The organism is Brevundimonas sp. A19_0, from assembly GCF_017744255.1.
Classification (GTDB): domain Bacteria; phylum Pseudomonadota; class Alphaproteobacteria; order Caulobacterales; family Caulobacteraceae; genus Brevundimonas.
In genome coordinates, this window is record NZ_JAGHQP010000005.1 from 85,522 (window position 1) to 110,083 (window position 24,562).

Annotated in this window: 29 protein-coding genes; 16 read left to right on the forward strand and 13 right to left on the reverse strand. The window is 65.0% G+C overall.

The genetic code is table 11. From position 1 onward, the window contains the following. Positions 1-102: 102 nt before the first annotated feature. The gene (locus J7346_RS07150) at positions 103-627 is read right to left on the reverse strand and encodes a hypothetical protein (RefSeq protein WP_209119182.1); all 525 of its coding nucleotides are present in this window, start codon (positions 625-627) and stop codon (positions 103-105) included. 131 nt (positions 628-758) lie between these two features. Here J7346_RS07150 and J7346_RS07155 point away from each other — a divergent pair, with 131 nt between their 5' ends. The 5 genes from J7346_RS07155 to J7346_RS07175 all read left to right on the forward strand — a co-directional run bounded on the left by J7346_RS07155 (position 759) and on the right by J7346_RS07175 (position 4,342). Beyond that, positions 759-1,229, forward strand: coding sequence for a hypothetical protein (locus J7346_RS07155; protein WP_209119184.1), 471 nt, complete (start codon positions 759-761; stop codon positions 1,227-1,229). Positions 1,230-1,265: 36 nt separating this feature from the next. After that, the gene (locus J7346_RS07160) at positions 1,266-2,411 is read left to right on the forward strand and encodes an acyltransferase (RefSeq protein WP_209119186.1); all 1,146 of its coding nucleotides are present in this window, start codon (positions 1,266-1,268) and stop codon (positions 2,409-2,411) included. Between the two features lie 34 nt (positions 2,412-2,445). Continuing rightward, positions 2,446-2,982: a CHAP domain-containing protein gene (locus J7346_RS07165; protein ID WP_209119188.1), complete on the forward strand. Its 537-nt coding sequence runs from the start codon at positions 2,446-2,448 to the stop codon at positions 2,980-2,982. Positions 2,983-2,989: 7 nt separating this feature from the next. Further along, on the forward strand, positions 2,990-3,781 hold the full coding sequence (locus tag J7346_RS07170) for a tryptophan 2,3-dioxygenase (RefSeq protein WP_209119190.1): 792 nt from the start codon (positions 2,990-2,992) through the stop codon (positions 3,779-3,781). 78 nt (positions 3,782-3,859) lie between these two features. Then, a complete protein-coding gene (locus J7346_RS07175; RefSeq protein WP_209119191.1) occupies positions 3,860-4,342 on the forward strand; it encodes a PA2169 family four-helix-bundle protein in 483 nt (160 codons plus the stop codon). Positions 4,343-4,407: 65 nt separating this feature from the next. Here J7346_RS07175 and J7346_RS07180 read toward each other — a convergent pair whose 3' ends face one another. The 6 genes from J7346_RS07180 to J7346_RS07205 all read right to left on the reverse strand — a co-directional run bounded on the left by J7346_RS07180 (position 4,408) and on the right by J7346_RS07205 (position 9,253). Then, on the reverse strand, positions 4,408-4,896 hold the full coding sequence (locus J7346_RS07180; RefSeq protein ID WP_209119193.1) for a surface-adhesin E family protein: 489 nt from the start codon (positions 4,894-4,896) through the stop codon (positions 4,408-4,410). Positions 4,897-5,006: 110 nt separating this feature from the next. Beyond that, positions 5,007-5,459 carry a surface-adhesin E family protein gene (locus J7346_RS07185; RefSeq protein ID WP_348521473.1) on the reverse strand — a complete coding sequence of 151 codons (453 nt, stop codon included), beginning with the start codon at positions 5,457-5,459 and terminating at the stop codon, positions 5,007-5,009. Between the two features lie 63 nt (positions 5,460-5,522). Beyond that, positions 5,523-5,948: a 50S ribosomal protein L19 gene (gene rplS / locus J7346_RS07190; RefSeq protein WP_209119197.1), complete on the reverse strand. Its 426-nt coding sequence runs from the start codon at positions 5,946-5,948 to the stop codon at positions 5,523-5,525. Between the two features lie 51 nt (positions 5,949-5,999). Then, entirely contained in the window at positions 6,000-6,707 is a 708-nt protein-coding gene (gene trmD / locus J7346_RS07195; protein WP_209119291.1) for a tRNA (guanosine(37)-N1)-methyltransferase TrmD, read from the reverse strand. A 5-nt stretch (positions 6,708-6,712) separates the two neighbouring features. Continuing rightward, positions 6,713-7,159, reverse strand: coding sequence for a hypothetical protein (locus J7346_RS07200; protein WP_209119199.1), 447 nt, complete (start codon positions 7,157-7,159; stop codon positions 6,713-6,715). Positions 7,160-7,567: 408 nt separating this feature from the next. Then, positions 7,568-9,253, reverse strand: coding sequence for a thiamine pyrophosphate-binding protein (locus J7346_RS07205; RefSeq protein ID WP_209119201.1), 1,686 nt, complete (start codon positions 9,251-9,253; stop codon positions 7,568-7,570). A 101-nt stretch (positions 9,254-9,354) separates the two neighbouring features. On the opposite strand from J7346_RS07205, the gene J7346_RS07210 reads away from it, so the two are divergent. After that, a complete protein-coding gene (locus J7346_RS07210; protein ID WP_209119203.1) occupies positions 9,355-9,492 on the forward strand; it encodes an entericidin A/B family lipoprotein in 138 nt (45 codons plus the stop codon). On the opposite strand, the gene truA is transcribed toward J7346_RS07210, so the two are convergent. From truA to def, 4 genes are all read right to left on the reverse strand, one after another. Beyond that, the gene (gene truA / locus J7346_RS07215; protein WP_209119205.1) at positions 9,489-10,238 is read right to left on the reverse strand and encodes a tRNA pseudouridine(38-40) synthase TruA; all 750 of its coding nucleotides are present in this window, start codon (positions 10,236-10,238) and stop codon (positions 9,489-9,491) included. The genes J7346_RS07210 and truA overlap by 4 nt on opposite strands. Positions 10,239-10,250: 12 nt before the next feature. Beyond that, entirely contained in the window at positions 10,251-11,204 is a 954-nt protein-coding gene (gene fmt, locus J7346_RS07220) for a methionyl-tRNA formyltransferase (protein ID WP_209119206.1), read from the reverse strand. 62 nt (positions 11,205-11,266) lie between these two features. Beyond that, complete coding sequence (locus J7346_RS07225) at positions 11,267-11,527, reverse strand: hypothetical protein (protein ID WP_245157708.1); 261 nt, start codon at positions 11,525-11,527, stop codon at positions 11,267-11,269. Continuing rightward, complete coding sequence (gene def, locus J7346_RS07230) at positions 11,527-12,081, reverse strand: peptide deformylase (RefSeq protein WP_209119208.1); 555 nt, start codon at positions 12,079-12,081, stop codon at positions 11,527-11,529. The genes J7346_RS07225 and def overlap by 1 nt, the downstream gene beginning before the upstream one ends. A 120-nt stretch (positions 12,082-12,201) precedes the next feature. Here def and J7346_RS07235 point away from each other — a divergent pair, with 120 nt between their 5' ends. Both J7346_RS07235 and J7346_RS07240 read left to right on the forward strand, forming a co-directional pair. Next, complete coding sequence (locus J7346_RS07235) at positions 12,202-12,456, forward strand: type II toxin-antitoxin system ParD family antitoxin (protein WP_209119210.1); 255 nt, start codon at positions 12,202-12,204, stop codon at positions 12,454-12,456. Then, positions 12,437-12,799, forward strand: coding sequence for a type II toxin-antitoxin system RelE/ParE family toxin (locus J7346_RS07240; RefSeq protein ID WP_209119212.1), 363 nt, complete (start codon positions 12,437-12,439; stop codon positions 12,797-12,799). The genes J7346_RS07235 and J7346_RS07240 overlap by 20 nt, the downstream gene beginning before the upstream one ends. On the opposite strand, the gene J7346_RS07245 is transcribed toward J7346_RS07240, so the two are convergent. Next, entirely contained in the window at positions 12,742-13,143 is a 402-nt protein-coding gene (locus tag J7346_RS07245; protein WP_209119213.1) for an acyl-CoA thioesterase, read from the reverse strand. The two genes, J7346_RS07240 and J7346_RS07245, sit on opposite strands and share 58 nt — an antisense overlap. 236 nt (positions 13,144-13,379) lie before the next feature. On the opposite strand from J7346_RS07245, the gene J7346_RS07250 reads away from it, so the two are divergent. The 8 genes from J7346_RS07250 (at position 13,380) to J7346_RS07285 (ending at position 24,170) form a co-directional block, all read left to right on the forward strand. After that, positions 13,380-14,570: a site-specific integrase gene (locus J7346_RS07250; RefSeq protein ID WP_209119215.1), complete on the forward strand. Its 1,191-nt coding sequence runs from the start codon at positions 13,380-13,382 to the stop codon at positions 14,568-14,570. A gap of 96 nt (positions 14,571-14,666) precedes the next feature. Beyond that, entirely contained in the window at positions 14,667-15,305 is a 639-nt protein-coding gene (locus J7346_RS07255) for a restriction endonuclease subunit S (RefSeq protein WP_209119217.1), read from the forward strand. A 5-nt stretch (positions 15,306-15,310) separates the two neighbouring features. After that, positions 15,311-16,828, forward strand: coding sequence for a type I restriction-modification system subunit M (locus J7346_RS07260; protein WP_209119219.1), 1,518 nt, complete (start codon positions 15,311-15,313; stop codon positions 16,826-16,828). Next, positions 16,828-17,862: a virulence RhuM family protein gene (locus J7346_RS07265; protein ID WP_209119221.1), complete on the forward strand. Its 1,035-nt coding sequence runs from the start codon at positions 16,828-16,830 to the stop codon at positions 17,860-17,862. Before J7346_RS07260 ends, J7346_RS07265 begins: the two co-directional genes overlap by 1 nt. 59 nt (positions 17,863-17,921) lie before the next feature. Then, on the forward strand, positions 17,922-19,103 hold the full coding sequence (locus J7346_RS07270) for a restriction endonuclease subunit S (RefSeq protein ID WP_348521474.1): 1,182 nt from the start codon (positions 17,922-17,924) through the stop codon (positions 19,101-19,103). Between the two features lie 8 nt (positions 19,104-19,111). Further along, a complete protein-coding gene (locus tag J7346_RS07275; RefSeq protein ID WP_209119225.1) occupies positions 19,112-20,173 on the forward strand; it encodes a DUF4917 family protein in 1,062 nt (353 codons plus the stop codon). Beyond that, positions 20,170-23,445 (forward strand): HsdR family type I site-specific deoxyribonuclease, encoded by a 3,276-nt coding sequence (locus J7346_RS07280; RefSeq protein WP_209119227.1) that lies wholly within the window; start codon positions 20,170-20,172, stop codon positions 23,443-23,445. Before J7346_RS07275 ends, J7346_RS07280 begins: the two co-directional genes overlap by 4 nt. Continuing rightward, positions 23,445-24,170: a SprT family zinc-dependent metalloprotease gene (locus J7346_RS07285; protein ID WP_209119229.1), complete on the forward strand. Its 726-nt coding sequence runs from the start codon at positions 23,445-23,447 to the stop codon at positions 24,168-24,170. Before J7346_RS07280 ends, J7346_RS07285 begins: the two co-directional genes overlap by 1 nt. A gap of 30 nt (positions 24,171-24,200) precedes the next feature. On the opposite strand, the gene J7346_RS07290 is transcribed toward J7346_RS07285, so the two are convergent. Further along, on the reverse strand, positions 24,201-24,557 hold the full coding sequence (locus J7346_RS07290) for a DUF2958 domain-containing protein (protein WP_209119231.1): 357 nt from the start codon (positions 24,555-24,557) through the stop codon (positions 24,201-24,203). Between the last annotated feature and the right edge of the window lie 5 nt (positions 24,558-24,562).

Sequence of the window (24,562 nt, forward strand, 5' to 3'; positions counted from 1 at the left end):
CGCGGCGCGGAACAGGGGAGGGCCGCGCCGGATCGGTCGGCCCCCGCTCTAGCGCGCCTGTCGCGGGAATCAACCGTCAAGACCGATGTGGGGATGGTCGGCTCAGACCGAAAGCTGTCCCGGCACACGTTTGCGCCGTCGTGTCCGGCTGACCACGACGATCAGTATGCCCAGCAGCACCAGCGCGCCCAGCACCAGCCAGGTCGGGTCGACGCCCAGATCCGCGCCCAGCCCGCCGGGGGCTGCCGCCGGGCCGCCCTCGGTGATGGTCGACTGGGCCATCGGCGAATTCGGATCGACCTTGCCGCCCATTTCGCTGCCGCTTCCGAAGCCGCCGCGGTCGATGGCGAGGCGCAGGACAGCATCGGCCAGGAAGCCGAGGAAATAGGCGACGGCCGCTCGGGGATTGCCGGATCCCAGCAGGCCTGCGGCCACCAGGTACAGGACGACCGCGCCGACCCACAGCGCGATCACCGGCAGGTCCATACCGACCTGGGCCTCGGCCCCGGCCCGGGTCGCGGCCGTGTCCATGCCCGCGCCCTCGAGGAAGGGCGACAGGAAGGGCCAGGCCAGCCAGCCCGCATAGGCCAGTACCGCCAGAACAAGCAGGATACGCAGGATCTTCATGACCGGTCCTTTCGCATGACGGCGTTAACCCTACACCGGAAATCGCGGATTACCGAGAGTGCGTCGCCGTGCTTGACCCGGGCGACCGGATCGCGTTGGCATGGCGACCAAATCCGTCCGGGAGTTGTCTGATGCGTCTGATCCTGTCCTCGCTGGCCGTTCTGGCCCTCGCCGCCTGCTCGTCCGAGACCGAGGCGCCGGCCCCGGCGGAGCCTCCCCCTCCCGTGGAACTGGGCGGCGTCAATCTGGACCAGCCGCTCCGCGCGCTCGGCACCGAGCCCTTCTGGGGCGTCGATGTCACCGCCAATGAGCTGCTTTATTCGGGGGTCGACCGGCCCGAGCGTCGCGCGACCCACGACGGCCCCGAAGTGATGGGCACCGTCGCCACCTGGCAGGGCACGACGCCGGACGGGGGTGCGATGACCCTGACCCTGATGGCCACCGAATGTTCGGACGGCATGAGCGACCGCACCTATCCCCTGACCGCCCGCCTGCAGGTCGGGGATGAAACCCTGAACGGCTGCGCGGCCTCGACCTCGGCGATCGAGACGGTCGGCGAGTCCGGACGGGTCATCGACGCGCCGGCCGATCCCGCCTCTTAACGGTTCCCACATCGACGGTATGGCAGGGTTGCGGTCATGACCGCGACACCGCCTGTCCTCCATGCCCCGGCCGACATCCGCCCGCTCACGGCGCTGCGTTTCCTCGCGGCGGCATGGGTGGTCGTCTATGCCTTCTGGCCCGACCTCAATGTCGGCGTCCTGCCCCATGCCGTGGCCAAGGGCTATCTGGGGGTCGAGGTGTTCTTCGTCCTGTCGGGCTTCATCCTGTGCCACGTCTACCTCGAGGCGTTCGGCACGAAGCGCTCGGACTACGGCGGCTTCCTCTGGGCGCGGCTGGCGCGGGTCTATCCGCTGCATCTCTTCACCCTGTTCGGCGTGATCGCGCTGGGGCTGGCGGCCACGGTCGCCGGCATGTCGCTCAACGCCAACATGCTCGACTGGGCCTCGCTTCCCGCCAACCTGGCCATGGTCCACGCCTGGGGCCTGTCGCCCGAGGCCGCCTTCAACCACCCCTCCTGGTCGATTTCGGCCGAGTGGTTCGCCTATCTGGCCTTCCCGGTCTTTGCCGCGGCCGCCTGGCGCATGCGGCACCGCCCGTGGATCGCCCTCTCCGCGACCGCTGCCTTCATCCCGGCCATCTATCTGGCGTTCGAGGCCCTCGCCGGCTTCCCCCTGACCCAGGCCACCATCCGCTGGGGCGCGCTCCGGATCGTGCCGTGCTTCGCCTACGGGTGCGCCCTGTACCTGATCTACCGTCGCGGCCCGATCACCCGGCCCGGCCTTCTGGCCGGCGTCGCGGCCCTCGGCCTCATGGCGGCCGCTGCCCTCGGCGCGCCCGACGCCGTGATCGTTCTGGGGGCCGGCCTGATGATCCTGGGCCTCGCCGCCCTGCCGAACAGCCGCGCAGGGGTCATGGCCTCGGCCCCGGCCGTCTACCTCGGCGAGATCAGCTATTCGGTCTATATGGTCTGCATTCCGGTCAAGCTGGTGACCGTCAATCTGGCCGCCCGCCTGACCGGCAGCGGCGATGCCGGACTGGCCTTCCCCGTCTGGATTGCGCTGGTCCTGAGCGTGCCGGTCGTGGCCGCCGTCACCTACCATCTGGTGGAAAAGCCGGCGCGCGGCTGGCTGCGCGCCCGGCGACCGGGCCACAAGCGCGCCCTTCCGCCCACAGCGAATTCCCCTGTCGAGGGGTTTCAGGGCTCGAAAACTATCGTATAGGCCGAAGCAGTCTCAACAGCGCAGAGCAATCCGCATGCTGAAACGCGTCTCCGCCCTCTTGGTTGCCCTTGTTCTTGGAACCAGCCTAATCACCGTCACTCCCGGACGGGCCCAGGATGTCTACTGGCAGTGTGTAACCTTCGCGCGGCTCGCGTCCGGCATCGATATCTACGGTGACGCCTGGACCTGGTGGCGTCAGGGGACCGAGCGCTTCCGCACCGGCAATCAGCCCGAGACCGGCGCGGTTCTGGTCTTCCAGCCCCACGGCCGCATGACCCGCGGTCACGTCGCCATGGTCTCCGAAGTTCTGACCGATCGCGTCATCCGCGTCACCCACGCCAACTGGGGCGGCAGCCGCGGCAAGATCGAGGAGAACGTCACCGTCGTGGACGTCTCGGCCAACGGGGACTGGAGCGCGGTCAAGGTCTGGTACGCCCCGATCAACGACCTCGGCTCGAGCGTCTATCCGATCTACGGATTCGTCTACAAGGAGCCCCTCTCCAGCGCGACCCCGCTGCGTCAGGCGGCCCTGCCGGAGACCGCCTCGGAGTTCGGCTTCGGCCAGCCGTGAGGGCGGCATGACCCGCCCCATCACCTATGCCGGCTATCTGGCGCTGGATGACCTGCTGGCGTGCCAGCACCCGCTGTCGGACCAGCATGACGAAATGCTGTTCGTCATCATCCATCAGACCAAGGAACTGTGGCTCAAGCAGATCCTGCACGAGCTGGCGCTGGCCCAGCTTCTGGTGCGCGCGGGTGATCTGGTCCCCGCCTACAAGAGCATGGCCCGGATCAGCCGTATCCAGGCGGTCATGACCCAGAGCTGGGATATCCTGGCCACCCTGACGCCGGCCGACTATCTGCGCTTCCGCGGCGTGCTGGGCACCAGCTCCGGCTTCCAGAGCGACCAGTTCCGCCGGGTCGAGGCCATGCTGGGCCTCAAGGACGCCCGCTTTCTGGCCTGGCACGAGGACCGGCCCGAGGCCCATGCCGCGCTCAAGGCGGCGATCGAGGCCCCCAGCCTCTATGACGACGCCCTGCACCAGCTGGCCCGCGCCGGCTTCGACCTGCCGCCCGAGGTGCTGGAGCGCGACATCAGCGCCCCGTACGCGCCCCATCCGGCGGTCGAGGCCGCCTGGCTGGCGGTCTATCGTGAGCCCGAACGCTACTGGCCGCTCTACCAGCTGGCGGAAAAGCTGGTTGACATCGACGACGCCCTGCTCACCTGGCGGCACAAGCACGTCGTGACCGTCGAGCGCATCATCGGCCGCAAGACCGGCACCGGCGGCACCGATGGCGTCGGCTATTTGACCGAAACGCTGAAGCGCCGCTGCTTCCCCGAACTCTGGTCGCTCCGCACCGCCCTCTGATCGCTCTGCGGGGCCGCAACCCTTGGGGCCGTCCCGGCATTTCTCCTGCGGGGAGAGATGCAGAAACAGGAGGTCACCATGGCCCGACTGGATATCTCACAGGATCCTTCGCACGACCTCGGCGTGCTCAACCGCCTGATCGAGGTAACCCGCGACAGTGCCGCCGGCTATCGGGACGCCGCCCGCGACAGCCGCGATCCCGAGCGAGCCGCCGTCTATGGCCGCTGCGCCGATCATCGCACCGAGCTGGTTGATCGGCTGCGAAGCGCTGCGCAAGATCTCGGCGGTGCGCCCGACGAAGGCGGGACCCTGCTGGGCAAGGCCCACCGCGCCTTCATGGACGTGAAGCACGCCCTGCTGCGCGACGACGATACCCTCGAAGGATCGATCCGCAACGGCGAGGCCTGGCTGGTCGATACCTGGGAGGCCGCGCTCAACGATCCCGACCTTGGCGAGCCGGTGCGCGAGGTGATCCGCAGTGGCTTCGAGATGATCGATCCACACCCGGGCGACCGAGAGGATCATCTGCTGCCCCCGAACGATCAGCCGATGGCGGGCTAGGTGTCAGCAGCCACGAAAAAGGGCTCCGGCGCGAACCGGAGCCCCTTGTCTGGCCAGTCGGTGACTTACTGGTCGACCACCCACTCGCGATAGGCGGCGATCACGTCATTGGGGTCCATGTTGACCTCGCTGTCTTCGGGGATGATCCCGTTGCAGGCGATACCCATGAAGGTGCCATTGTTGCTGTTCTCGGCGACCGCCTCCCACGGCGAGTCGTCGTCGATCGCGCCCATGAAGCCGCCGCTCACATCATAGCCGGCGGCGCCCGGGGTCCGGTAGGTCGAGTTCGCACAGTTGAACTCATAGACCATGTCGAGGCGGGCAATACCGCTCTGGGCCACCTCGTCGGGCGTGGCGCCCATGATGATGGTGATGCTGGCCGTATCGCCCGACTTGCGCACCGAACCGCCCGAGGCGATCGTCAGGGCATCGGTATCGGCGTCAACGATGTAATAGGGGGCCGAAAAGGGCGGAGCCGACTGGGCGTGGGCGCCCGCGATCCCGAGGGTGGTGGCCGCCAGTGTACCGGCAGCAATGGCGATGGCGAGGCGCATGATGATCTCCTGAACAGGCGTCTGGCCGAATTCATAACCCGGCTTTTCGAAATCCGACAGGGGGAAGGCGCTCGGCGTCAGGTTCGGTCACCTTCCCGCATCGCCCAGGCCTACTGTTGCGAAATGAAGTCGCGATAGTCGCTCACGATCCCCTGCGGTGTCCCGGCCAGCTCACTGTCCTCCGGCACCATGCCGTTGCAGGCCAGCGCCAGGATCACGCCGGCAGTGGCCTCCGGATTCACGGCTTCCCAGGGCTCGCTGTCATCGTTGACCGCGCCCACGAAGTTGCCGTCGGCGTCATAGGCGGCGAACAGGGGCGTCTTGTAGGTTCCGGCCTGACAGTCGAACCGGTACGCCATGTCCAGTCGCGCGAAACCGGTGTCGGCCAATGTCGCCGGGCTGCTGCCCGTGATCACTGTAATGGTGGCAAAATTGCCGGACTTTTGCACCGTGCCGCCAGCGACAAAGACCAGGGCGTCATTGGTGATGCTGATCAGATAATAGGGCGTACAGGCGGGACGACGTTCAACAAGTCGCGCACCCGCCCTGTCAGATTGTGTCAGGCCCGGACAGCAAAAAGGCCCCGGATCGCTCCGGGGCCTTTCCTGTCCTTGCGGACTTCAATCTTACGCTTCGGTTTCCGGGGCCTCGGCCTTGCCGGTTTCCGGAACGGCGACGCCCTTGGTCGGACGGACGGTCTGGCGCTCGGCGATCCGGGCCGACTTGCCGCGACGGTCGCGCAGGTAATAGAGCTTGGCCCGGCGCACGATACCGCGGCGCTTGACCTCGATGGATTCGATGTTCGGGGACAGGATCGGGAATTTCCGTTCCACGCCCTCGCCGAAGCTGATCTTGCGGACCGTGAAGGTCTCGTTCACGCCGCCACCCGAGCGGGCGATGCAGACGCCTTCAAAGGCCTGGACGCGCTCGCGCTCGCCTTCCTTGATCCGCACATTGACGCGCAGGGTGTCGCCGGGCTGGAAAACCGGGATCTCGCGGGCTTCAAGCAGGCGGGCTTTTTCTTCGGCAGCAAGCTGCTGGACGATGTTCATGTCACTCTCCGTCGGGCTTTTGCGCCCTTTAGCTGTCAGTTGGCGAGACGATCAGCCTCGCGGGGGGGTCTTGTCCGCAAACGCCGCCCACAGGTCGGGCCGTCGCTCGCGGGTCGTCTGCTCCCGCTGTTCCTCGCGCCACCGTGCGACCTTTTGATGGTCACCCGACAGCAGGACCTCGGGAATGTCGTGCCCCTCGAACGTCCGCGGTCGCGTGTACTGCGGATGCTCCAGAAGCCCGTCCTCGAAACTCTCACTCTCCAGACTGGCCGCCTGGCCGAGGACGCCGGGCAACAGTCTTACGCACGCCTCGATCGCCACCATTGCCGCCGCCTCGCCACCGGCAAGGACCGCGTCGCCGACCGCGACCTCCTCGAACCCGCGCGCGTCAAGCACCCGCTGGTCCACCCCCTCGAACCGGCCGCACAGCACGACGAGACCGTCGGCCGTGGCCCAGTCCTTCACCCGCGCCTGGGTCAGGGGCCGCCCCCGGGCGCTCATGTACAGAAGGGGTCGTTTGGGGCCATCCAGACTGTCGAGAGCCCGGGCGACCACATCGGCCTTCAGCACAGCTCCGGGGCCGCCACCCGCAGGGGTGTCGTCCAGGAAGCCGCGCCTATCGTCGCTAAAGGCCCGGATGTCAACCGTTTCGAGGCTCCAGAGCCCGCGCTCGCGCCACGCCGTGCCGATCAGCGACACGCCGAGCGGCCCCGGAAACGCTTCCGGAAACATGGTCAGGACGGTGACGGGCCAGGGCACGACGCTCACGACACCCAGGTCTGTTCGCATTCGCCGACGGTCCAGCCGGCAAAGCCCGAGATCACCCTGCAGCGCACGCCCATACCGGCCAGCGGGCCGTGCATGATCCCGCTCCGGATCGACGCGCCGCGTCCGTCATAGATCGGCCGGCCAAAGCTGACCCATTTCTGCCGCTCCCGCGGATCGCCGCCGGCCTGTTCGTCATAGGGCTCGAACGCCAGACCAAAGTGGCTCCAGTCGCACTGCGGATCAAAGCCCGGATCGAACTTCACCGGAGGCGGCAGCCGGTCGGTGGTGTTGAAGCCATAGTGCTCCTTCGCCACCGCCGCGATCACGGCGCAGTCGTCACCGGTCCCGCCGCTCGAGGGGATCTCGGGGGCGGGGGTGGTCGCGCAGCCTGACAGGGCGACGGCGGTGCCCAGGGCGAGTATCAGGACAGTTGAGTGGATCAATGGCGATATTCCTCAATCGGGCACTCACGGACGAGGCGCCACCCCTCCCCGTCACGGCGCACCCTGCATTGTCGAGCGTAAAGGTGAGGACCGCTATAGACAGCCCTGACGACCATTACGTCGCCTTCCTGTCGAGGCTTTTCGAATACGAACAAGCCCTCCCATGCGTCCAAATCCTCATATCCAATAATACGCGTGGCCAAGCCATGGCTCTCCCAGTCGCATGTGGTTCCGTAGCTCTCGCTATAGAGCGGCAGAGGTCTATCCAGACCAAATTCGTACTGGCTCTTCGCAACCTCTGAGATGGCGGCGCATCGATCCGCGTCAGAGAAGACCGATCCGGTAATGCTCGCGCACCCACCCGCGGGGGAGATCAGGCAGGCGAATGCGGCGAGCGCGATCCTCATCCTATCCCTTTCGCATCCCGCTGATGGTGCGGTTCGGCGCAATGTCCTCGGCCGAGGTGATCAGATGGACCAGTGCCGGAACCTGACGGGCCCGTGCAGTCTCGCGGGCGGTCTGCAGGGCGCCGGCGAAATCTTCGGTGGTCTCGCAACGGATGCCAAAGGCGCCGAAGGCCTCGGCCCATTTGACGAAGTCGGGGTTCTTCAGGTCGGTGGCGATCACCCGTTCGGCGCCCGGATAATGGCCCTCCTGGTGCATGCGGATGGTGCCATAGGTCGAGTTGTCGACCACGATCACCACGGGGTTCAGGCCGTGCTGGACGGCGGTGGCCATCTCCTGACCAGTCATCATGAAGTCGCCGTCGCCCGCCACGCAGACCACCTCGCGGTCGGGATGGACGGCCTTGGCCGCCAGCGCTGCCGGCCAGCCATAGCCCATGGCGCCTGACGTCGGCGCCAGCTGGGTCCGACACGCCCGGTGGCGATAGAAGCGATGCAGCCAGGCGGCAAAGTTCCCGGCCCCGTTGGTGACGATGGCATCGGCGGGCATGACCTCGCCCAGATGCTTCATGCACAGGCTCATATTGACTGCGCCGGTCACCTCGACCGGGGTCGAGAAGGCCTCGAAGTCGCTGTGGGCGGTCTCGCCCTGATCATGCCAGGTGCGGCCCGGCTCCAGTTGCGACAGGGCCAGCGCCGCCAGACTGTTGTCGGCCACGGCGGACGTCAGCGTCGGCCAGACGCGGCCCAGCTCCTCGGGCCCCGGATGGATGTGCACCAGCACCCGGGCCGTGTGGTCGCGGTCGAACAGGGTGTAGCCCTGGGTCGGGTTCTCGCCCAGCCGGGCCCCGATGGCGATGATCAGGTCGGCCTCACGGGCCCGCGCCATCAGCTTGGGATTGCAGCCCAGCCCCAGATCGCCCGCATAGTTGGGACGGTCGTTGGCGATGATGTCCTTCCGCCGGAACGAGCCGGAGATCGGCAGGCCCAGCGCCTCGGACCAGGCCGCCAGCGCATGGGCCGCCTCGTCGGTCCAGCCTGAGCCGCCGACGATCAGCAGCGGCCGTTCCGCCTTGGCCAGCCGGCTCTCGATCTCGCGCAGGGTGGCGGGGTCCAGAGCCGCGCGCGCCGGGGTGACGGGTCGGACGGGCGCCGGTCCGCCGTCGTCATGCAGGATATCCTCGGGCAGGGCGATGACCACCGGTCCCATCCGCCCCTGCAGCGCCGTGGCGATGCCGCGCTCGACGATTTCGACGGTGCGTTCCGGGGTCTCGATCTCGGTCGCCCATTTGGCCAGCCCGCCGAACACCTCGCGATAGTCGACCTCCTGAAACGCCCCGCGCCCCCGGTCGGTCAGGGCGATCTGGCCGACGAACAGGATCATCGGCGTGGAGTCCTGATGCGCTGTATGCACGCCAATCGACGCATGGGTCGCGCCCGGCCCGCGCGTGACCATGCAGACGCCGGGCTTGCCGGTCAGCTTGCCATAGGCCTCGGCCATATTGGCGGCGCCCGCCTCGTGTCGACAGGTGATGACCCGGATCTGGTCACGCACATCGGCCAGCGCATCCAGCACCGCCAGATAGCTTTCGCCGGGCACGCAGAAGACGGTGTCGATGCCGTTGGCGACCAGGGTCTGGACCAGCCGGTGGGCGGCGCTTGTACGGGCGGTATGGGGGCTTTGACTCATGCCCCTGCTGCTAGCAGATCACAGCCTGTCTTGACCATCGCCAGGGCGTGCAACCCGCCGTGCAGATCGGCGTTTGAGCTTGGCAATAACGGAGCTTGACCATGCGCAAGATCATCACCCTCGCCCTCATCGCCTCGGCCCTCGCCGTTTCGGCCTGCAACACCATCTCCGGCATCGGTCGCGATGTCGAAGCGGTCGGCGGCGCCGTCACCAACAGCGCCGAAGACGCCAAGAACTAACCCTCGACCTCATAGTCGACCCGGTCGAGGTACAATCCCTCGGCCGGGGCCACGGGCCCGCAGGCGGCCCTGTCGCGCGCCGCCAGCACCCGCGCCACATCCTCGACGGCCCAGCGGTCCAGCCCGACCTGCACCAGCGTGCCGGTCATCGAGCGCACCTGCCGGTGCAGGAAGCTGCGCGCCGCAAACACCAGATGCACCTCCTCGCCGACCCGTGTGACCCGCGCCACGTCCAGGGTCTTGAGCGGCGAGGCCGACTGGCAGTTCACATCCCGGAAGGTCGTAAAGTCGTGCAGGCCGACCAGCGCCTGCGCCGCCGCCTGCATGGCCTCTGCATCCAGGGGTTTGCGCACATGCCAGACCCGCCCGCGGTCCAGCGCCGGCGGGGCCGGGCGGTTCAGGATCCGGTACAGATAGCCCCGCCCCGTCGCCGAGAACCGCGCATGCCAGTCGTCCGACACAGGCCGGCATGCCAGCACCGCCACCGGCTCCTCCGCCATATGGGCGTTCATGGCGTTCATGACCGTCTGCGCCGGCCAGTCGCGCGTCAGGTCGACATGCACCGTCTGGGCCGTGGCATGGACGCCGGTGTCCGTCCGCCCGGCCGCCGCGATCCTGACGGCTTCTCCGCTGAAGGCCAGAATGGCGCGCTCCAGCGTCCCCTGCACGGTCGGCAGATCGGCCTGGGCCTGAAAGCCGCAATAGCCCGACCCGTCGTATTCCACCGTCAGCCGGTAGCGCGGCATGGTGTTTCTCCCCTACCGCTCGCCGCGCGGCGGCTCGCTGCCTGAGGGGAGGACCGTTCCTGCCGGAATGGCGAAACCGCGCAGCATCTCCTCCGCGTTCTGGGCCGCCTTGCCCGGGCGCTGCACCCGCTCCAGTCGCACCGCGCCATCCCCGCAGGCGATCGTCAGGGCGTCATCCAGCACCGTGCCCGCCGGGCCCGACCCATCGGCCAGACCGGACATCATCGCCTTGATCCGCACCGGCCCCTCGTCGCTGTCGACCTCGAACCAGGCCCCGGGGAAGGGCGACAGGCCGCGGATATGGGCATCCACTTCGCGCGCTGACCGGGTCCAGTTGATGCGCGCCTCGGTCGGACTGATCTTCTTCGCATAGGTGGGCTCGCCGACCTGTTCGACCGGCTGCCCGCCGCCGCGTTCCAGCGCCGCCAGCGCCCGGGGCCACAGGCCCGCCCCGATGTGGGCCATCCGCTCCGACAGGCTGGCCGCCGTGTCGCGCGGGCTGATCGCCACCGTCTCGGACAGCAGCACCGGCCCCTCGTCCAGCCCCTCGGACATCTGCATGATCTGCACGCCGGTCCGGGCGTCGCCCGCCATGATCGCCCGCTGGATCGGCGCGGCCCCGCGCCAGCGCGGCAGCAGCGACCCGTGCAGGTTCAGACAGCCCAGCGGCGGCGCCTCCAGCACCCCGGGCTTCAGGATCTGACCGTAGGCGACCACGCAGGCGGCATCCAGATCGAGGCTGCGGAACGTCTCGATGGCCTCGGCCGCCTTCATGCTTTCGGGGGTAAAGACCGGCAGGCCCAGGGTCTCGGCGAACGCCTGGACGGGGGAGGGGGTCAGCTTCATGCCCCGCCCGCGCGGCTTCGGCGGCTGCGAATAGACCGCCACCACCTCATGGCCCGATGCGACCAGTTCGGCCAGCGAGGGCACGGCGAACGCGGGCGTTCCCATGAAGGCCAGACGCATGAAAAATTACCTCGGGTGAGCCAGACGGGGAGCCGACGGGAGCGGCAGACCGGGGAGTGTGATCAATCCCAGCGCGTGAAGACGCCGCCGCCCTCGTCCCACTCGCCACCGGTGTCGAGCGTGTCGTCAAAGTCCAGCAGCCGGTCGATGATGACGCCCGCGATCACGCCCAGCGCGCCCACGGCCAGCAGGGTCGCGACACTGCCGATGCCGATCTTCTCCGACCGGGTCAGGCGGCGCCGTCCGCTGGGATCGACGATCCGGTCCCGCGAGCGCTTCAGGGGGGTGCGTTTCGGGGTGCGTTTCGGGGCGCGTCGGGTCATCAGGCAGCCATCCGGGCGAGCTTCTTGACCTTGGCCACAGCCCGCTCGCGCTTCAGCCGTGACAGATGGTCGATGAACAGCACCCCGTTCAGGTGGTCCATCTCGTGCTGGATGCAGACGGCATAGAGGCCGTCGACCTCTTCCTCGACGGTCTCGCCATTGTAGTCGAGATACCGGATACGGGCGCGGGCCGGGCGCTGGACCTCGTCGAAATACTCCGGCACCGACAGGCAGCCCTCCTCGTACGGAGCCGTCTCGTCAGAGGTCCACAGGATCTCCGGATTGACGAAAAAGCGGGGATTCTTGCGGTCGGCGTCCCCGGCGTCCTCGGCCACGTCCGGCTTGTCGGCCAGATCCATGACGATCACCCGGCGCAGGTCGCCGATCTGCACGGCGGCCAGGCCGATGCCCGGCGCGGCGTACATGGTCTCGAGCATGTCATCCATCAGGGTGCGAAGCTCATCGGTGACCGGCCCCTCGACCGGCTCGGACACGCGCTTCAGAACCGCCAGATCAGCGGCATTGTCGATGGTCAGGATACGTCGGATGGCCATGGGGTCGAGGTAGGCTCGATACCCCGAAAGGTCAAGATTTCCGGGTGTCGCGCCCCTTCGCCGGCTTGCGTGAAGGCCGCCCTGCACCAATAGTATGATGATCAGCTTCGAGGACATCCCATGGCCACCGTCCGGAAAACCATCACCCTGAGCGACAGCCAGGACGCCTGGATCAAGGCCGAGGTCGCGCGTGGCGCCTTCACCAATGACAGCGAATACGTTCGCGATCTCATCCGCCGCGATCAGGAAGGCCGGAACCGTCTGTCGGCCCTGAAACAGGCCATTGCCGAAGGTCTCGACAGCGGCGTCAGCGACGCCTCGCTCGACGACATCTGGACTGCCGCAGAGAAACGGCATGCCGCTTCCCGTGGCTGATCTGCGGATCAGCCACCGCGCCGCCAGCGATCTGGCAGACATCGCCGACTACACGATTTCCACCTTTGGCATCGAGCAGGCCCGGCGCTACCGCGATCAGCTGCAAGCCTGTCTGAACTCGATTGCAGACAATCCCTTGCTCGGCCAGAGCGCCCACGAGCTGTCGCCGGGTCTGCGCCGCATACGCCAGCAGGCGCACGTCATCTTCTACCGACCGACGCCCCGGCCCCTTCTGATCGTCCGCGTCCTGCATCACAGCATGGACTTCGAACGCCACCTCCAGGGTCAGACCGCGACCGGGGGCAAGGGCCGCGGCCGCAGGTCATCGCCGATGGCGACATAGGTGAAGACGCCCTCGGTGACCCGTTCCGACCGGGCATGGGCCTGGTTGCGGGGCCGCTTCCACGCCTCGACCCGCACCCGGATCGAGCTGCGTCCGGTCGAGACGATCTCGGCATAGATGGACACCTCGTCGCCCACCGACACCGGCTTGTGGAACACCATCCCGTCCAGGGCGATGGTCACGCAGCGCCCCTGGGCCCGCTCGAACGCGGGCGTGGCCCCCGACAGGTCCATGTGCGCCAGCAGCCAGCCGCCGAAGATGTCGCCCTCGGGGTTGGTGTCCGCCGGCATGGCGATTACCCGGCCGACGGGCATCCCCGCGGGCAGTTCGGCCTCATCGTTCATCTGGACGGTCCGTCTGGAAGGGCGGGTCTGGAAACCCGGATTGACTGGCGCACCCGACATGCGGCGTAAGCCTATTCGGGCAGGTTCGTTATCGGTCGGTCGAGCGTTGAAAGAAAGGAATAATTCCGTCTTCAATGTCCGCAGATGTTCGGTCTCATTCCACTGAAACCGTGACGCCTGTTAGGGTAAATGCTAGGGTGCAAGCTGCTAGGGCTCGCGGGTGAAAGGTCGGTCAGATGAAAGGCGGTGCGAACAAGCTTACGGCCCGCACGGTCGCGTCTGTCAAGGATCCAGGACGCTACAGCGACGGCCAGAACCTCTATTTGGTTGTCGATCCCAGTGGAGCCAAGCGCTGGGTGTTTATGTTTCGGTGGAGGCGGCCGGGCCAGCCCGGGCCAGGCAGATCCCGGGAGATGGGGCTCGGCTCGATCCATCGGGTGGAGCTGAAGCGAGCCAGAGAGTTGGCGAGTGAGGCGCGACGTCTTCTAGGCGAGGGAATTGACCCGATCGCGGCCCGCCAGAACCAGAGGGATGTGCCCACATTTCAAGAAGCGGCCGAAGAGTGGATTCAGGCCAGCAAAGCCTCGGTCCGTTCGGACAAGAGCCATGCCCGTTGGACCCGGGCGCTGCTTGGTTACGCCAAAGCCCTTGGGCCCTTACCGGTGAATGCCGTTGGCACGCAGGACGTCGTGGCGGCCCTGAAACCCATCTGGATCGATAAGCAGAGCTCGGCGGAAGTCGCGCGCGGCTACATCGAAAAGGTGCTGGATGCGGCCAAGGCCAGCGGGCATCGAACAGGCGAAAACCCTGCGCGCTGGAAGGGTCATCTCGACCTTCTGCTACCTCGACCCGTGCTGACGACGCGCCACCATGAGGCGATGCCCTACGCCGACGTTCCAGTCTTCATGGAGCGGTTGCGCAGCCAGACTAGTACTGCAGCGCGTGCGCTGCAGTTTTCCGTGCTCACCGCCAGCCGGCCAGGAAATGTTCGCAAGGCGAAGTGGTCAGAGGTTGATCTGAGCAAGGCGATCTGGACCATTTCCGACACGCACATGAAGGCCGGACGCGTTCACCGTGTGCCGCTGCCTGAGGCATGTCTTGAGATCCTTCTGGCCCTTCGGGAGGTGTACGGGGCTGAGGCGGACACGCTGATCTTCCCCGGTGAAAAAGAAGGTCGACCGCTCTCCAACATGACCTTCAAGAAGCTCATGGAGCGAATGGGTGTGAGGGGGACGCCGCACGGGTTCCGCAGCTCCTTCCGCGATTGGGTCGGCAACGAGACCTCTCATCCGCGCGAGCTGGCAGAGGAGTGCCTGGCGCACGTTATCGGAAATGAGACAGAACAGTCCTACCGACGCGGTGATGCTTTGAATCGACGACGTATCGTCATGTCAGACTGGGCTGCACACTGCGGCTCGGCCCGCTGATCCGGAATTCACTGGGGGGCGGGTGCCTGCGAAACGAACGCTGTCTCCACCAGCCGGACCGGTCGTGATTGCATCAATCGCGATGATGCACCAAAAGTGTTCGACATTCGGCGGCTGTCGATCCATTTTTGTGGCATGAAAGCGCATGCTGCACAAAAATCGGTATTAGTTGAGGTGGCTGAAATTGCGGCCGGCCACCCTTTGAGAAAGAGCGTCGATGAGCTCCCTGCTGGAGACGTTGGCGTCATCCAGATGCGAAACGTCGATCCGGAGGCCGGGATTGATTGGGCAGGCGTCTCCAAAGTGGAGCTGCCGCCCGCAAGGCGTGTCGACTTTCTCGGCCAAGGCGATGTGATATTTTCTACCCGAGGTGCTCGCACCTATGCGGTCGCCTTGGGGGAGGTGCCACTGCCGGCGGTTTGCTCGCCGCACTTTTTCGTCTTGCGTCTCCGGGCCCGCGAAATCGACCCTGGGTTTCTGGCTTGGCAGATCAACCAGACTACGGCGCAGGAATACCTCAAGCGCGAGGCGACAGGTTCGCACATCCTGAATATCCGCCGCGAGGTGATTGAGCGACTGGAGATCGTGGTCCCGTCGCTGGCCCGTCAGGTCGCGATCGTCGCCTTCGCGGAGGGTGCCGCGCGCGAGAAGCGCCAGCTCTCCGCCCTGATCGAAAACCGCCAACACCAAATGAACGCGCTTGCCGCCGCGCTACACCACAGCATCGAGGATTAAAGCCAATGGCCGACGCCATCACCCAGGACGAAGTCAACAAGGCCGTTTGGGCCGCCTGCGATACATTTCGGGGCACCGTCTCGCCCGATATCTACAAGGACTACGTCCTCACCCTCCTGTTCCTGAAGTACATCAGTGACGTCTGGAAGGATCACTACGACAAGTACGAGACGGAGTATGGCGACGCGCCGGAGCTCATCACCGAGCTGATGCGGAGCGAGCGCTTCGTCCTGCCGGAAGGGGCGAGCTTCTACGCCCTTCATGACCGGAGGCACGAACCCGGTAACGGCGAGCGGATCGACAAGGCGCTCCACGCGATCGAGGACGCCAACATCGGCAAGCTGCGTGATGTGTTCCAGGACATCAGCTTCAACTCGAACAAGTTGGGCGAGGAGAAGCAGAAGAACGACCTGCTCCGCCACCTGCTGGAGGATTTCGCCAAGCCCGAGCTGAACATGCGCCCGTCGCGCATCGGTACGCTCGACATCATCGGCAACGCCTATGAGTTCCTGATCAAGAACTTTGCGTCGGATGCGGGTCGCAAGGCCGGCGAGTTCTACACGCCGCCCGAGGTGTCCGAGCTGATGGCGGACATTATGGACATGGCCGAAGGTGAAGAAGCCTGTGATCCCGCCTGTGGCTCCGGCTCGCTGCTGATGAAGTGTGGGCGCCGCGTTCAGGCAAAGCACGGGTCGAAGAAATACGCCCTCTACGGCCAAGAATCGATCGGCAGCACTTGGGCCCTCGCCAAGATGAACATGTTCCTGCACGGCGAGGACAACCACCGAATCGAGTGGGGCGACACCCTTCGCAATCCCAAGCTCCTCGACAGCGACGACACGCTGAAGCACTTCGACGTGGTGGTGGCGAACCCGCCGTTCAGTCTGGACAAGTGGGGCCATGAGGCTGCTGGGAGCGATCGTTTCGGTCGGTTCCGGCGCGGGCTGCCGCCGCGCACCAAGGCCGATTACGCCTTCATCCTGCACATGGTGGAGACCATGAAGCCCCGGACCGGCCGCATGGCCGTCGTGGTGCCGCATGGCGTTCTCTTCCGGGCCGCCGCCGAAGGTGCGATCCGCCGCAAGCTAATCGAAGAGAACCTGCTCGAAGCCGTGATCGGCCTGCCCGAAAAGCTGTTCTACGGCACGGGCATCCCTGCCGCGATCCTGATCCTGCGCAAGGCCAAGTCGGACCGGAACGTGCTCTTCATCGACGCCTCGCGCGAGTTCAAGGCGGGTAAGAACCAGAACCAGCTGACGGTCGAAGGCGAGGACAGCAACGTCCGCAAGATCGTGAACACTTACAAGGCGCGGGTCTCCGTGCCGAAGTACGCCCACCTTGCCACGCCGGAAGAGATCGCCGGCAACGAGTGGAACCTCAACATCCCCCGGTATGTCGACACCTTCGAGGAGGAGGTCGAGATCGATCTCGTCGCCGTACGCGCCGAACGACTTCGGCTCAAGGAAGAGCTGGCCGAGCTTGAGCGGAAGATGGACGGTTACCTCACGGAGCTCGGCTACTGATGGCCGGCGAGATCATCCAGTACCAGACGGAGGATGGCGTCACGGTCATCCGCCTTCAGGCCCGTGACGGCAACGTCTGGCTCAGCCAGGCGGAGATCGCGGAGCTGTTCCAAGTGACGCCGCAGGCGATCACACAGCACATCCGCGCGATCTATGAGGACGGCGAGCTGGAGGAAGCGGCAACTTGTAACGATTACTTACAGGTTCGAACTGAGGGCACCCGGGAGGTGTCTCGGCGGATCGCGCACTACAGCCTGTCTATGATCATGGCGATCGGCTTTCGCGTGCGCTCGCTACGCGGCGCTCAATTCCGTCGCTGGGCGGCCGCCGCCCTGAGTGAGTATCTGGTCAAGGGCTTCGTCATGGATGACGCCCGGCTGAAGGACCCAGAGACCGACTATTTCGAAGAGCTGTTGGCCCGCATCCGGGACATCCGGGCGTCGGAGAAGCTGTTCTACAAGAAGGTCCTCGACATCTACGCGACCGCGGCGGACTACGACCCCAAGGCGGAGACCAGCCAGCAGTTTTTCCAGACGGTGCAGAATAAGATGCACCACGCGGCGCACGGCCAGACTGCGGCTGAAACGAAGATGGCCCGGGCCGACGCTTCCAAGCCAATGATGGGCATCACCAGCTGGCCCGGCGAGAGCCGCGGGCAACTCCCAACCCGCGTCGATGCCCAGGTGGCCAAGAACTACCTAGAGCCCGAGGAGATGGAGACGCTGAACCGCATCACCGTCGCCTTCCTGGAATTCGCCGAGGCCATGGCGAAGAACCGCAAGCCCATGCACATGGTCGATTGGATCACCAAGCTCGACGACTTCCTCAAGCTCGGCGACCACCCCCTGCTGGCTGGTGCCGGCAGGATCCAAGCGAAGGTCGCCGCCAAAAAGGTCGATGCCGAGTACGACGCCTGGCACGCCCGCGCCATCAACGCGCCCAGCGTGGTGGAGCAGCACTTCGTGGAAGCGATTGGCAAGGCGAAGGCTATCGAGGCGGGCCGGCCGAAACTGGCGAAGGGGGGCAAGTCGTGAGCCCGCCTTCTAAAGAGCCAGGCCTCCCCGACGGGTGGCGTTCACTTCCGCTGCGTGACGTGGCATCGGAGAAAATCGTCTACGGGATTGTACAAGCCGGACCGCACGATCCAAACGGCGTGCCGTACCTGAAGAGCTCTGATGTCGGCGGCAGGATAGCCCCGGAGGGACTTCAAAGGACGAGTCTGGCAATCCACGCCAAATTTGGCAGGTCGAAAGTTGTCCCTGGCAACATCGTGATCTCCCTGCGGGGGAACACGGGCGCGACTAGTGTCGTGCCCCCTGACTTGCGGGAAGCAAACTTGACCCAAGGGACTGCCCGGATCGCGGTGTCGAAGGAACATAGTTCAGAGTTTGTTCGGCAACAGATCGCTGGCGCATCGACACAGAGGCTGATCAATGCGGCCACAAAGGGAAGTACCTTCGTGGAGATCACGCTGGACGACCTGCGGAAGGTCGAAATCCTGTGCCCGCCACTGCATGAGCAGCGACGGATCGCTGACATCCTGTCCACCTGGGACGAAGCCATCGAGACGGTTGAAGCTCTTGTCGCCAACGCCCGCGAGCAGAAGAGGGCGCTCATGCAGACGCTGTTAACCGGCCATACCCGCCTGCCGGGATTTGCCGATGACTGGAGCTGGACCAAGTTTTCCGACGCCTTCAACCGGGTACGCGACAAGAACGACGTGGGCGACACGAATGTTCTGACCATCTCAGCTCAGCACGGGCTTGTCAGTCAGACTGACTACTTCAACAAGGTTGTCGCGAGCGACGACGTCCGGGGCTATACCCTGCTTAGGCTTGGCGATTTCGCGTACAACAAGAGCTATTCCGACGGATATCCGCTCGGTGCTTTTAAGCCGCTCGAGCGCTATGATCGGGGCATCGTGTCCAGCCTCTACATCTGCTTCCGCTTGGCGAGCGCGAACTATGACCACGACTTCATGCGGCATTACTTCGAGGCCGGCATGTTCAACCGCGAAGTCGCGGCCATCGCTCAGGAGGGCGCTCGCAACCACGGGCTGCTGAATGTCAGCGTCGTCGACTTCTTCGACACCTCGCTCCACACACCCGGCCGTGATGAACAGGTCGCCATTGCTGCCGTCATCAACAATGCCGAACGCGCGGAACAGATGCTGATCAACCAGTGCGACGCCCTTCGCAAAGAGAAGGCTTCCCTGATGCAACAGCTGCTGACCGGCAAGCGGCGGGTTGAGCTTACCGAAGGCGAGGCTGCCTGATGCCTCTCATGACCTTCGAACAGGCGATCACCGACTCTGAGCGGTTCGCCAAGCGTCACTTGCTCCTCGGCAACGGATTCAGCATCGCCTGCCGAGCTGACATCTTCCACTATGGCTCGCTTTACGCCCAGGCGGACTTCTTACATATCCCAGAGGTTCAAGCGGTCTTCCAAGCCTTGGCAACGCAGGATTTTGAGGCCGCCATTCGCGCGCTTGAAAACGCCGCGCGCATCCTTCCGTCCTATGACCCCCATGGCGCAGCTGCGGCGGCGAAGATGCTGGAGCATGCCGCTGCGTTGAAGGAAGTTCTCGTTCAAACGATCGCCGGCAACCATCCCAACATCCCGTCTGACATAGCTGACCAGCGGTTCTGGGCTTGCCGTCGCTTCCTCGCTCACTTCTTGGCGGGGCCGAAGGCCGGGCAAATCTTCACCCTCAACTACGATCTCCTCCTCTACTGGACGCTGATGCACGACGACATGCCGTTCGGAGACCCAGTAGCGCTCGTAACGAACGACGGTTTCGGGAACGACGAGGACGATCCCGACGCCGACTACGTGGTCTGGCAAGGTGAAACCGGAGCCCACGACGCGAAAGTTCACTTCCTGCACGGGGCGCTCCACCTCTTCGATTCCGGCTCAGAGCTGAAGAAGTACACGTGGGTTCGAAAGCAGGTACGGCTGATCGAGCAAGCCCGTGAGGCGATCGCAGCCGATGCCTATCCGCTATTCGTAGCGGAGGGTACGAGCGCGCAGAAGAAGGCGAAGATCCGGCACAACGCCTACCTGTATCAGGGCTTCAAGCAGTTTACGGCCAACGTCAAAGTCGGAACGCACTGTCTCTTCATCTACGGCCACTCACTGGCGGAAAACGACGACCACATCCTGACCCGCATCGGCCGAGGCCGATTCCCCAAGCTCTACGTCGGCATCTATGGCGATGAAAACTTGCCCGACAGCCAGCGCATTATGGCGCGGGCCAATGCGCTCACCCGGCTCCGTACCGCTGCTTATCCTCTCGAAGTGGCCTTCTACGACGCTGCTTCCGCCAATGTCTGGGGGGCTCCATGAACCGCGCCCCCGACACTGCGGAGATCTACTCTTCCCACGTGCCCGCCCTCGCGACTCTAATCGCGATGGGATGGGGCTACATGTCCCCGGCCGAGTGCATAGCGGCGCGAGGCGGCAATCAGGGCGTACTGCTCCTGCCCGTGCTCGTCGAAGAGCTGCGTGCGCGGACATTCGACTACAAGGGCAAGACCTATCCGCTGTCGACCAACGCCATCGACCAGATCGTGCGGGAACTGGCCTCACCGGCCCTGAACGAAGGCCTGCTGACCGCCAATGAGCGCCTCTACAACGCCCTGACCCTGGGTGTGACGGTCACCGAGTTCGTTGACGGCAAGCGCCACAGCGTAACGGTGCCCATCATCGACTGGCAGCACCCTCTGGCCAACCGTTTCACGGCCACTGAGGAAGTGGAGCTGCTGGCCACAGGCGGCGTCCACACACGGCGGCCGGACATCGTTGGTTACGTCAACGGCATTCCCCTGCTGGTCATCGAGGCCAAGCGGCCCGACAGCGGAAACCCGAACAAAGCGATGGTTGATGAAGGCATCAGCCAGATGATCCGAAACCAGGGTCAGGACGAGATCCCACGCCTGTTCGCCTATGCCCAGCTGCTGCTGTCCATCGGCATGACGGACGGACGGTACGCCACGACCCGGACGCCGAAGAAGTTCTGGGGGCGCTGGCGCGAGGAGGTTCTGGACGAGGCCCACTTCAAGCGGATCAAGAACCAGGCGCTGGAGACAGATCCCCGCGACGCCCTGCTGCGCGACAGGCTCTCGGACGTGAAAGCCCACTTCGTCAGCCTGTGGAGTGAGGAGCAGGAAGTCACGGGTCAGGACCGGCTGTTGATCAGCCTATGCTCGCCTGAACGCCTGCTCGACTTCACCCGGTCCTTCATGCTGTTCGACCGGAAGGCCGGGAAGATCGCCGCCCGTCACCAGCAGTATTTCGGGATCAAGGCGCTGCTGGAACGGGTTCGTACCCAGCGCCCCGATGGCGGTCGTGAGGGCGGCGTCATCTGGCACACCACCGGCTCCGGCAAGAGCTTCACGATGGTGCTGCTGTGCAAGGCGCTGATCCTCGATCAGGCGCTGAAGAACTGCCGGATCGTCGTGGTGACCGACCGGCGCGATCTGGAAAAGCAACTGGCCGGCAACTTCCTGACCGGTGGCGCCTTCGGCTCCGGGCTGGCCGACAAGGAGGGCGCCAAGGCCAAGGCCTCGTCCGGCCGCGATCTCGCCCGCCGCATCGGCAAGGGAACCGAGCGGATCATCTTTACCATCATCAACAAGTTCGCGAGCGCCTCGAAGCTCCCGGAATGCCACAACGCCAGCCCCGACATGATCGTGTTGGTCGACGAGGGACACCGAAGCCAGGGCGGCGAGAACCACGAGCGGATGCGTCAGGCGCTTCCCAACGCCAGCTATGTGGCCTTCACTGGGACCCCGTTGCTCAAGGACGACAAAACCGCCGGAAAGTTCGGGCGCATCATTCACGCCTACACCATGCGCGACGCCGTAAGTGACGGCGCTGTGACGCCCCTGCTGTACGAAGAGCGACGGCCGGTTCTGGATATCAACGACGCAGCGATCGACAACTGGTTCGAGAAAATTACGCTCGGCCTTTCGGAGAAGCAGCAGAGTGACTTGAAGGCGAAATACGGGAAGAAGGGGCCGGTGTACGGGTCAGGGAACCGGATTGACCTGATCGCCTGGGACATCGCCGTCCACTTCAAGACCAACTTCAAGGATCTGGATCTGGGCCTGAAGGGGCAGATTGCGACAGACAGCAAGCTGTCGGCGATCCGCTACAAGAAGGCTCTCGACGCGACCGGCCTCGTCAGCAGCGCCATCATCATTTCCTCGCCCGACACCCGCGAGGGTCACGAGGAGGTGGATGAGGCCGACCTGCCGGAGGTGCTTCAGTGGTGGAAGGACAACGTGCCCGGCGACGCCGAGGCCTACGAGCGCCAGATGATTGAGGACTTCTCGACCGAGGGTCGGCCCGATCTGCTTATCGTTGTCGACAAGCTTCTGACCGGGTTCGACGAGCCACGCAACGCAGTGCTCTACATCGACAAGCCGCTCAAACAGCACAATCTGATCCAGGCGATCGCCCGGGTGAACCGCCTGCACGAGCAGAAGAAGTTCGGGCTTCTGATCGACTATCGCGGCATCCTGAAGGAGCTGGATTCGGCGCTCACCGAGTACCAAACTTTGGCCGATCAGACCCAGGGCGGGTTCGACATCGAAGACATCGAAGACCTCTACGCCAACGTCAGCACCGAATACAAAAAGCTGCCTGCGCTTCACGATGCGCTCTGGGCGATCTTCGCCAGCGTGCGCAACCGAAGTGACATCGAGCAGTACCGGCAGGTGCTGGTGCCAAGGCACGCGGCAGACAAGGCGGGACATTCCACCGACGTCCATCAGAAGGTCCGTGAAGACTTCTACGAGGCGTTGACCGCGTTTGGCATGGCGCTTCGGACCGCCCTGGCGACCCGGTCATTCTTCGAGGATGGGGCGTTCTCGGAGGCCCAGATCGCGACCTACAAGCGGGACCTGAAATTCTTCTCCAACCTGCGTCGGATGGCGAAGCAGGATGCCCACGAGACCGTCGATTTTAGCGCCTACGAGGACCAGATCCGCAAGATCGTCGATCGGTATGTCATCGGCGAGGACGTCGCCTCCGACGGCAACGTGCTGGTCGTCAACGAGTTGGCGAAGGAGATTGCGCCGGCGGAGTGGAGTGAGGAAAAGACCCGCAACGAGACTGACATCATCCGCACCCGGCTGACGCGCACCATCGAGCAGGATCTGGTCGACGATCCGTTTGCGCAACGGCACTTCTCAGAACTGCTGAAGGCCGCCATCGCAGAGGCGTCAGCCCTGTTCGACCACCCCCTCAAACAGTACGCGCTTTTCAAGGATGTTGAGGAACAGGTCGGCCAGAGGAAGGTGGATGGGACGCCAAGCGCTCTAAACGGCAACCGCCACGCCACGGCCTATTTTGGCATCATCCGGCTCGCTGTTGGCGACGGTCTCGCGCTTGGCCCAGACGTTGATAGCTTCACCACCGCCGCCGTCGACATCGACCACATCGTCCAAACCGCTGTCGCGGAAAACTCGCTCAACCCTGCAAGCGTTGAAGCCGCAATCCGCAAGGCGGTTCTGCCGAGGCTGTTCTCCCTGACCGGCCTCGATCTGGCGCGAGCGATCACCGATCAGGTTGTCGAGGTGACGCGGGCGGGGCTCACCCGGGACGTCGGTTGATGCGGTTGACGCTGCGCTATGGTGCCAGGTCCGCTGACTACGATGTGAGGGATAACCCGGGGCTGACGGCCAGGCTTCGCATCCATGTGGAGCCTACGGGCACGCTGGTGGTCGAAGCTCCGGTCGGTACTCCGGAGACCGAGATCCGGGCAGGCGTCCAAAAGCGTGCACGGTGGATCATGGACCACATTGAGCGATTTGAGGACTTCCGTCGGCACGCACTACCCCGCGACTATTGCAGCGGCGAGACGCACTTCTATCTCGGTCGCCGCCACAAGCTGAAGGTCCTTGTAGAGCCAAACTCCCGCCGTTCGGTCCGCTTGGTCGCCGGCAGGCTCGAAGTGACAGCCGCATCTGATGACGCAGATGATGTCCGGCTTCTTCTCCAGCGGTGGTACCGCCAGCGGGCGCTTTCGTACTTCAACGTCAGGACGGCGCGGCTGGCGGCCAATCTGCCGTGGGTTTCCGTCCCGCCCCCGGTAAAGCTTCTGAAGATGAAGCGGTACTGGGGCAGTTGCTCTCCGCGCGGCTCCATCACGCTGAACCCCGCTTTGATCAAGGCCCCCGTTCATTGTGTGGAGTACGTCCTTCTTCACGAGCTTTGCCACCTCTCCGAGCACAACCACAGCCCCCGCTTCTATGGGCTGCTGGACCGACACATGCCTGGCTGGCGAGAGGCTAAGGAGGAGTTGGACGGATTGTCGGAAATGCTGCTGGCTACCTAACTCCGAGACGCGTGAGGCGGGGCGGCCTGCCTAGGTCACCAATCTGCCCCTCAGTTGGCCGTCGCGCTGATAGCCCCAGAGCGATTTGTCGGGTTTGAACCACCGGTCGATCTCAACGGGTAGCCCCAGTTTGCCGCGCAGTTGACGAAGTTCGGCGAGATCTACGTCGCCCATCTCGACGAAGCCGAGGCCGAGGTCGGCCACACCCCAGGCGGTGGTCTCGTCCGGGCTGATGGCGGCGAGTAGCCATGTGGCGCCCGCGTCCGGGGTGAACAGCTTGACCACCGGCACGGGATCGAAGGCCTCGCCATGGGCGAGGGCCTGCTCGAGGCGGTCCCACGCAGCGACCAGTATGGTTTTTTGGAGTTTGGTGAAGCGGAAGGTCATCGAGG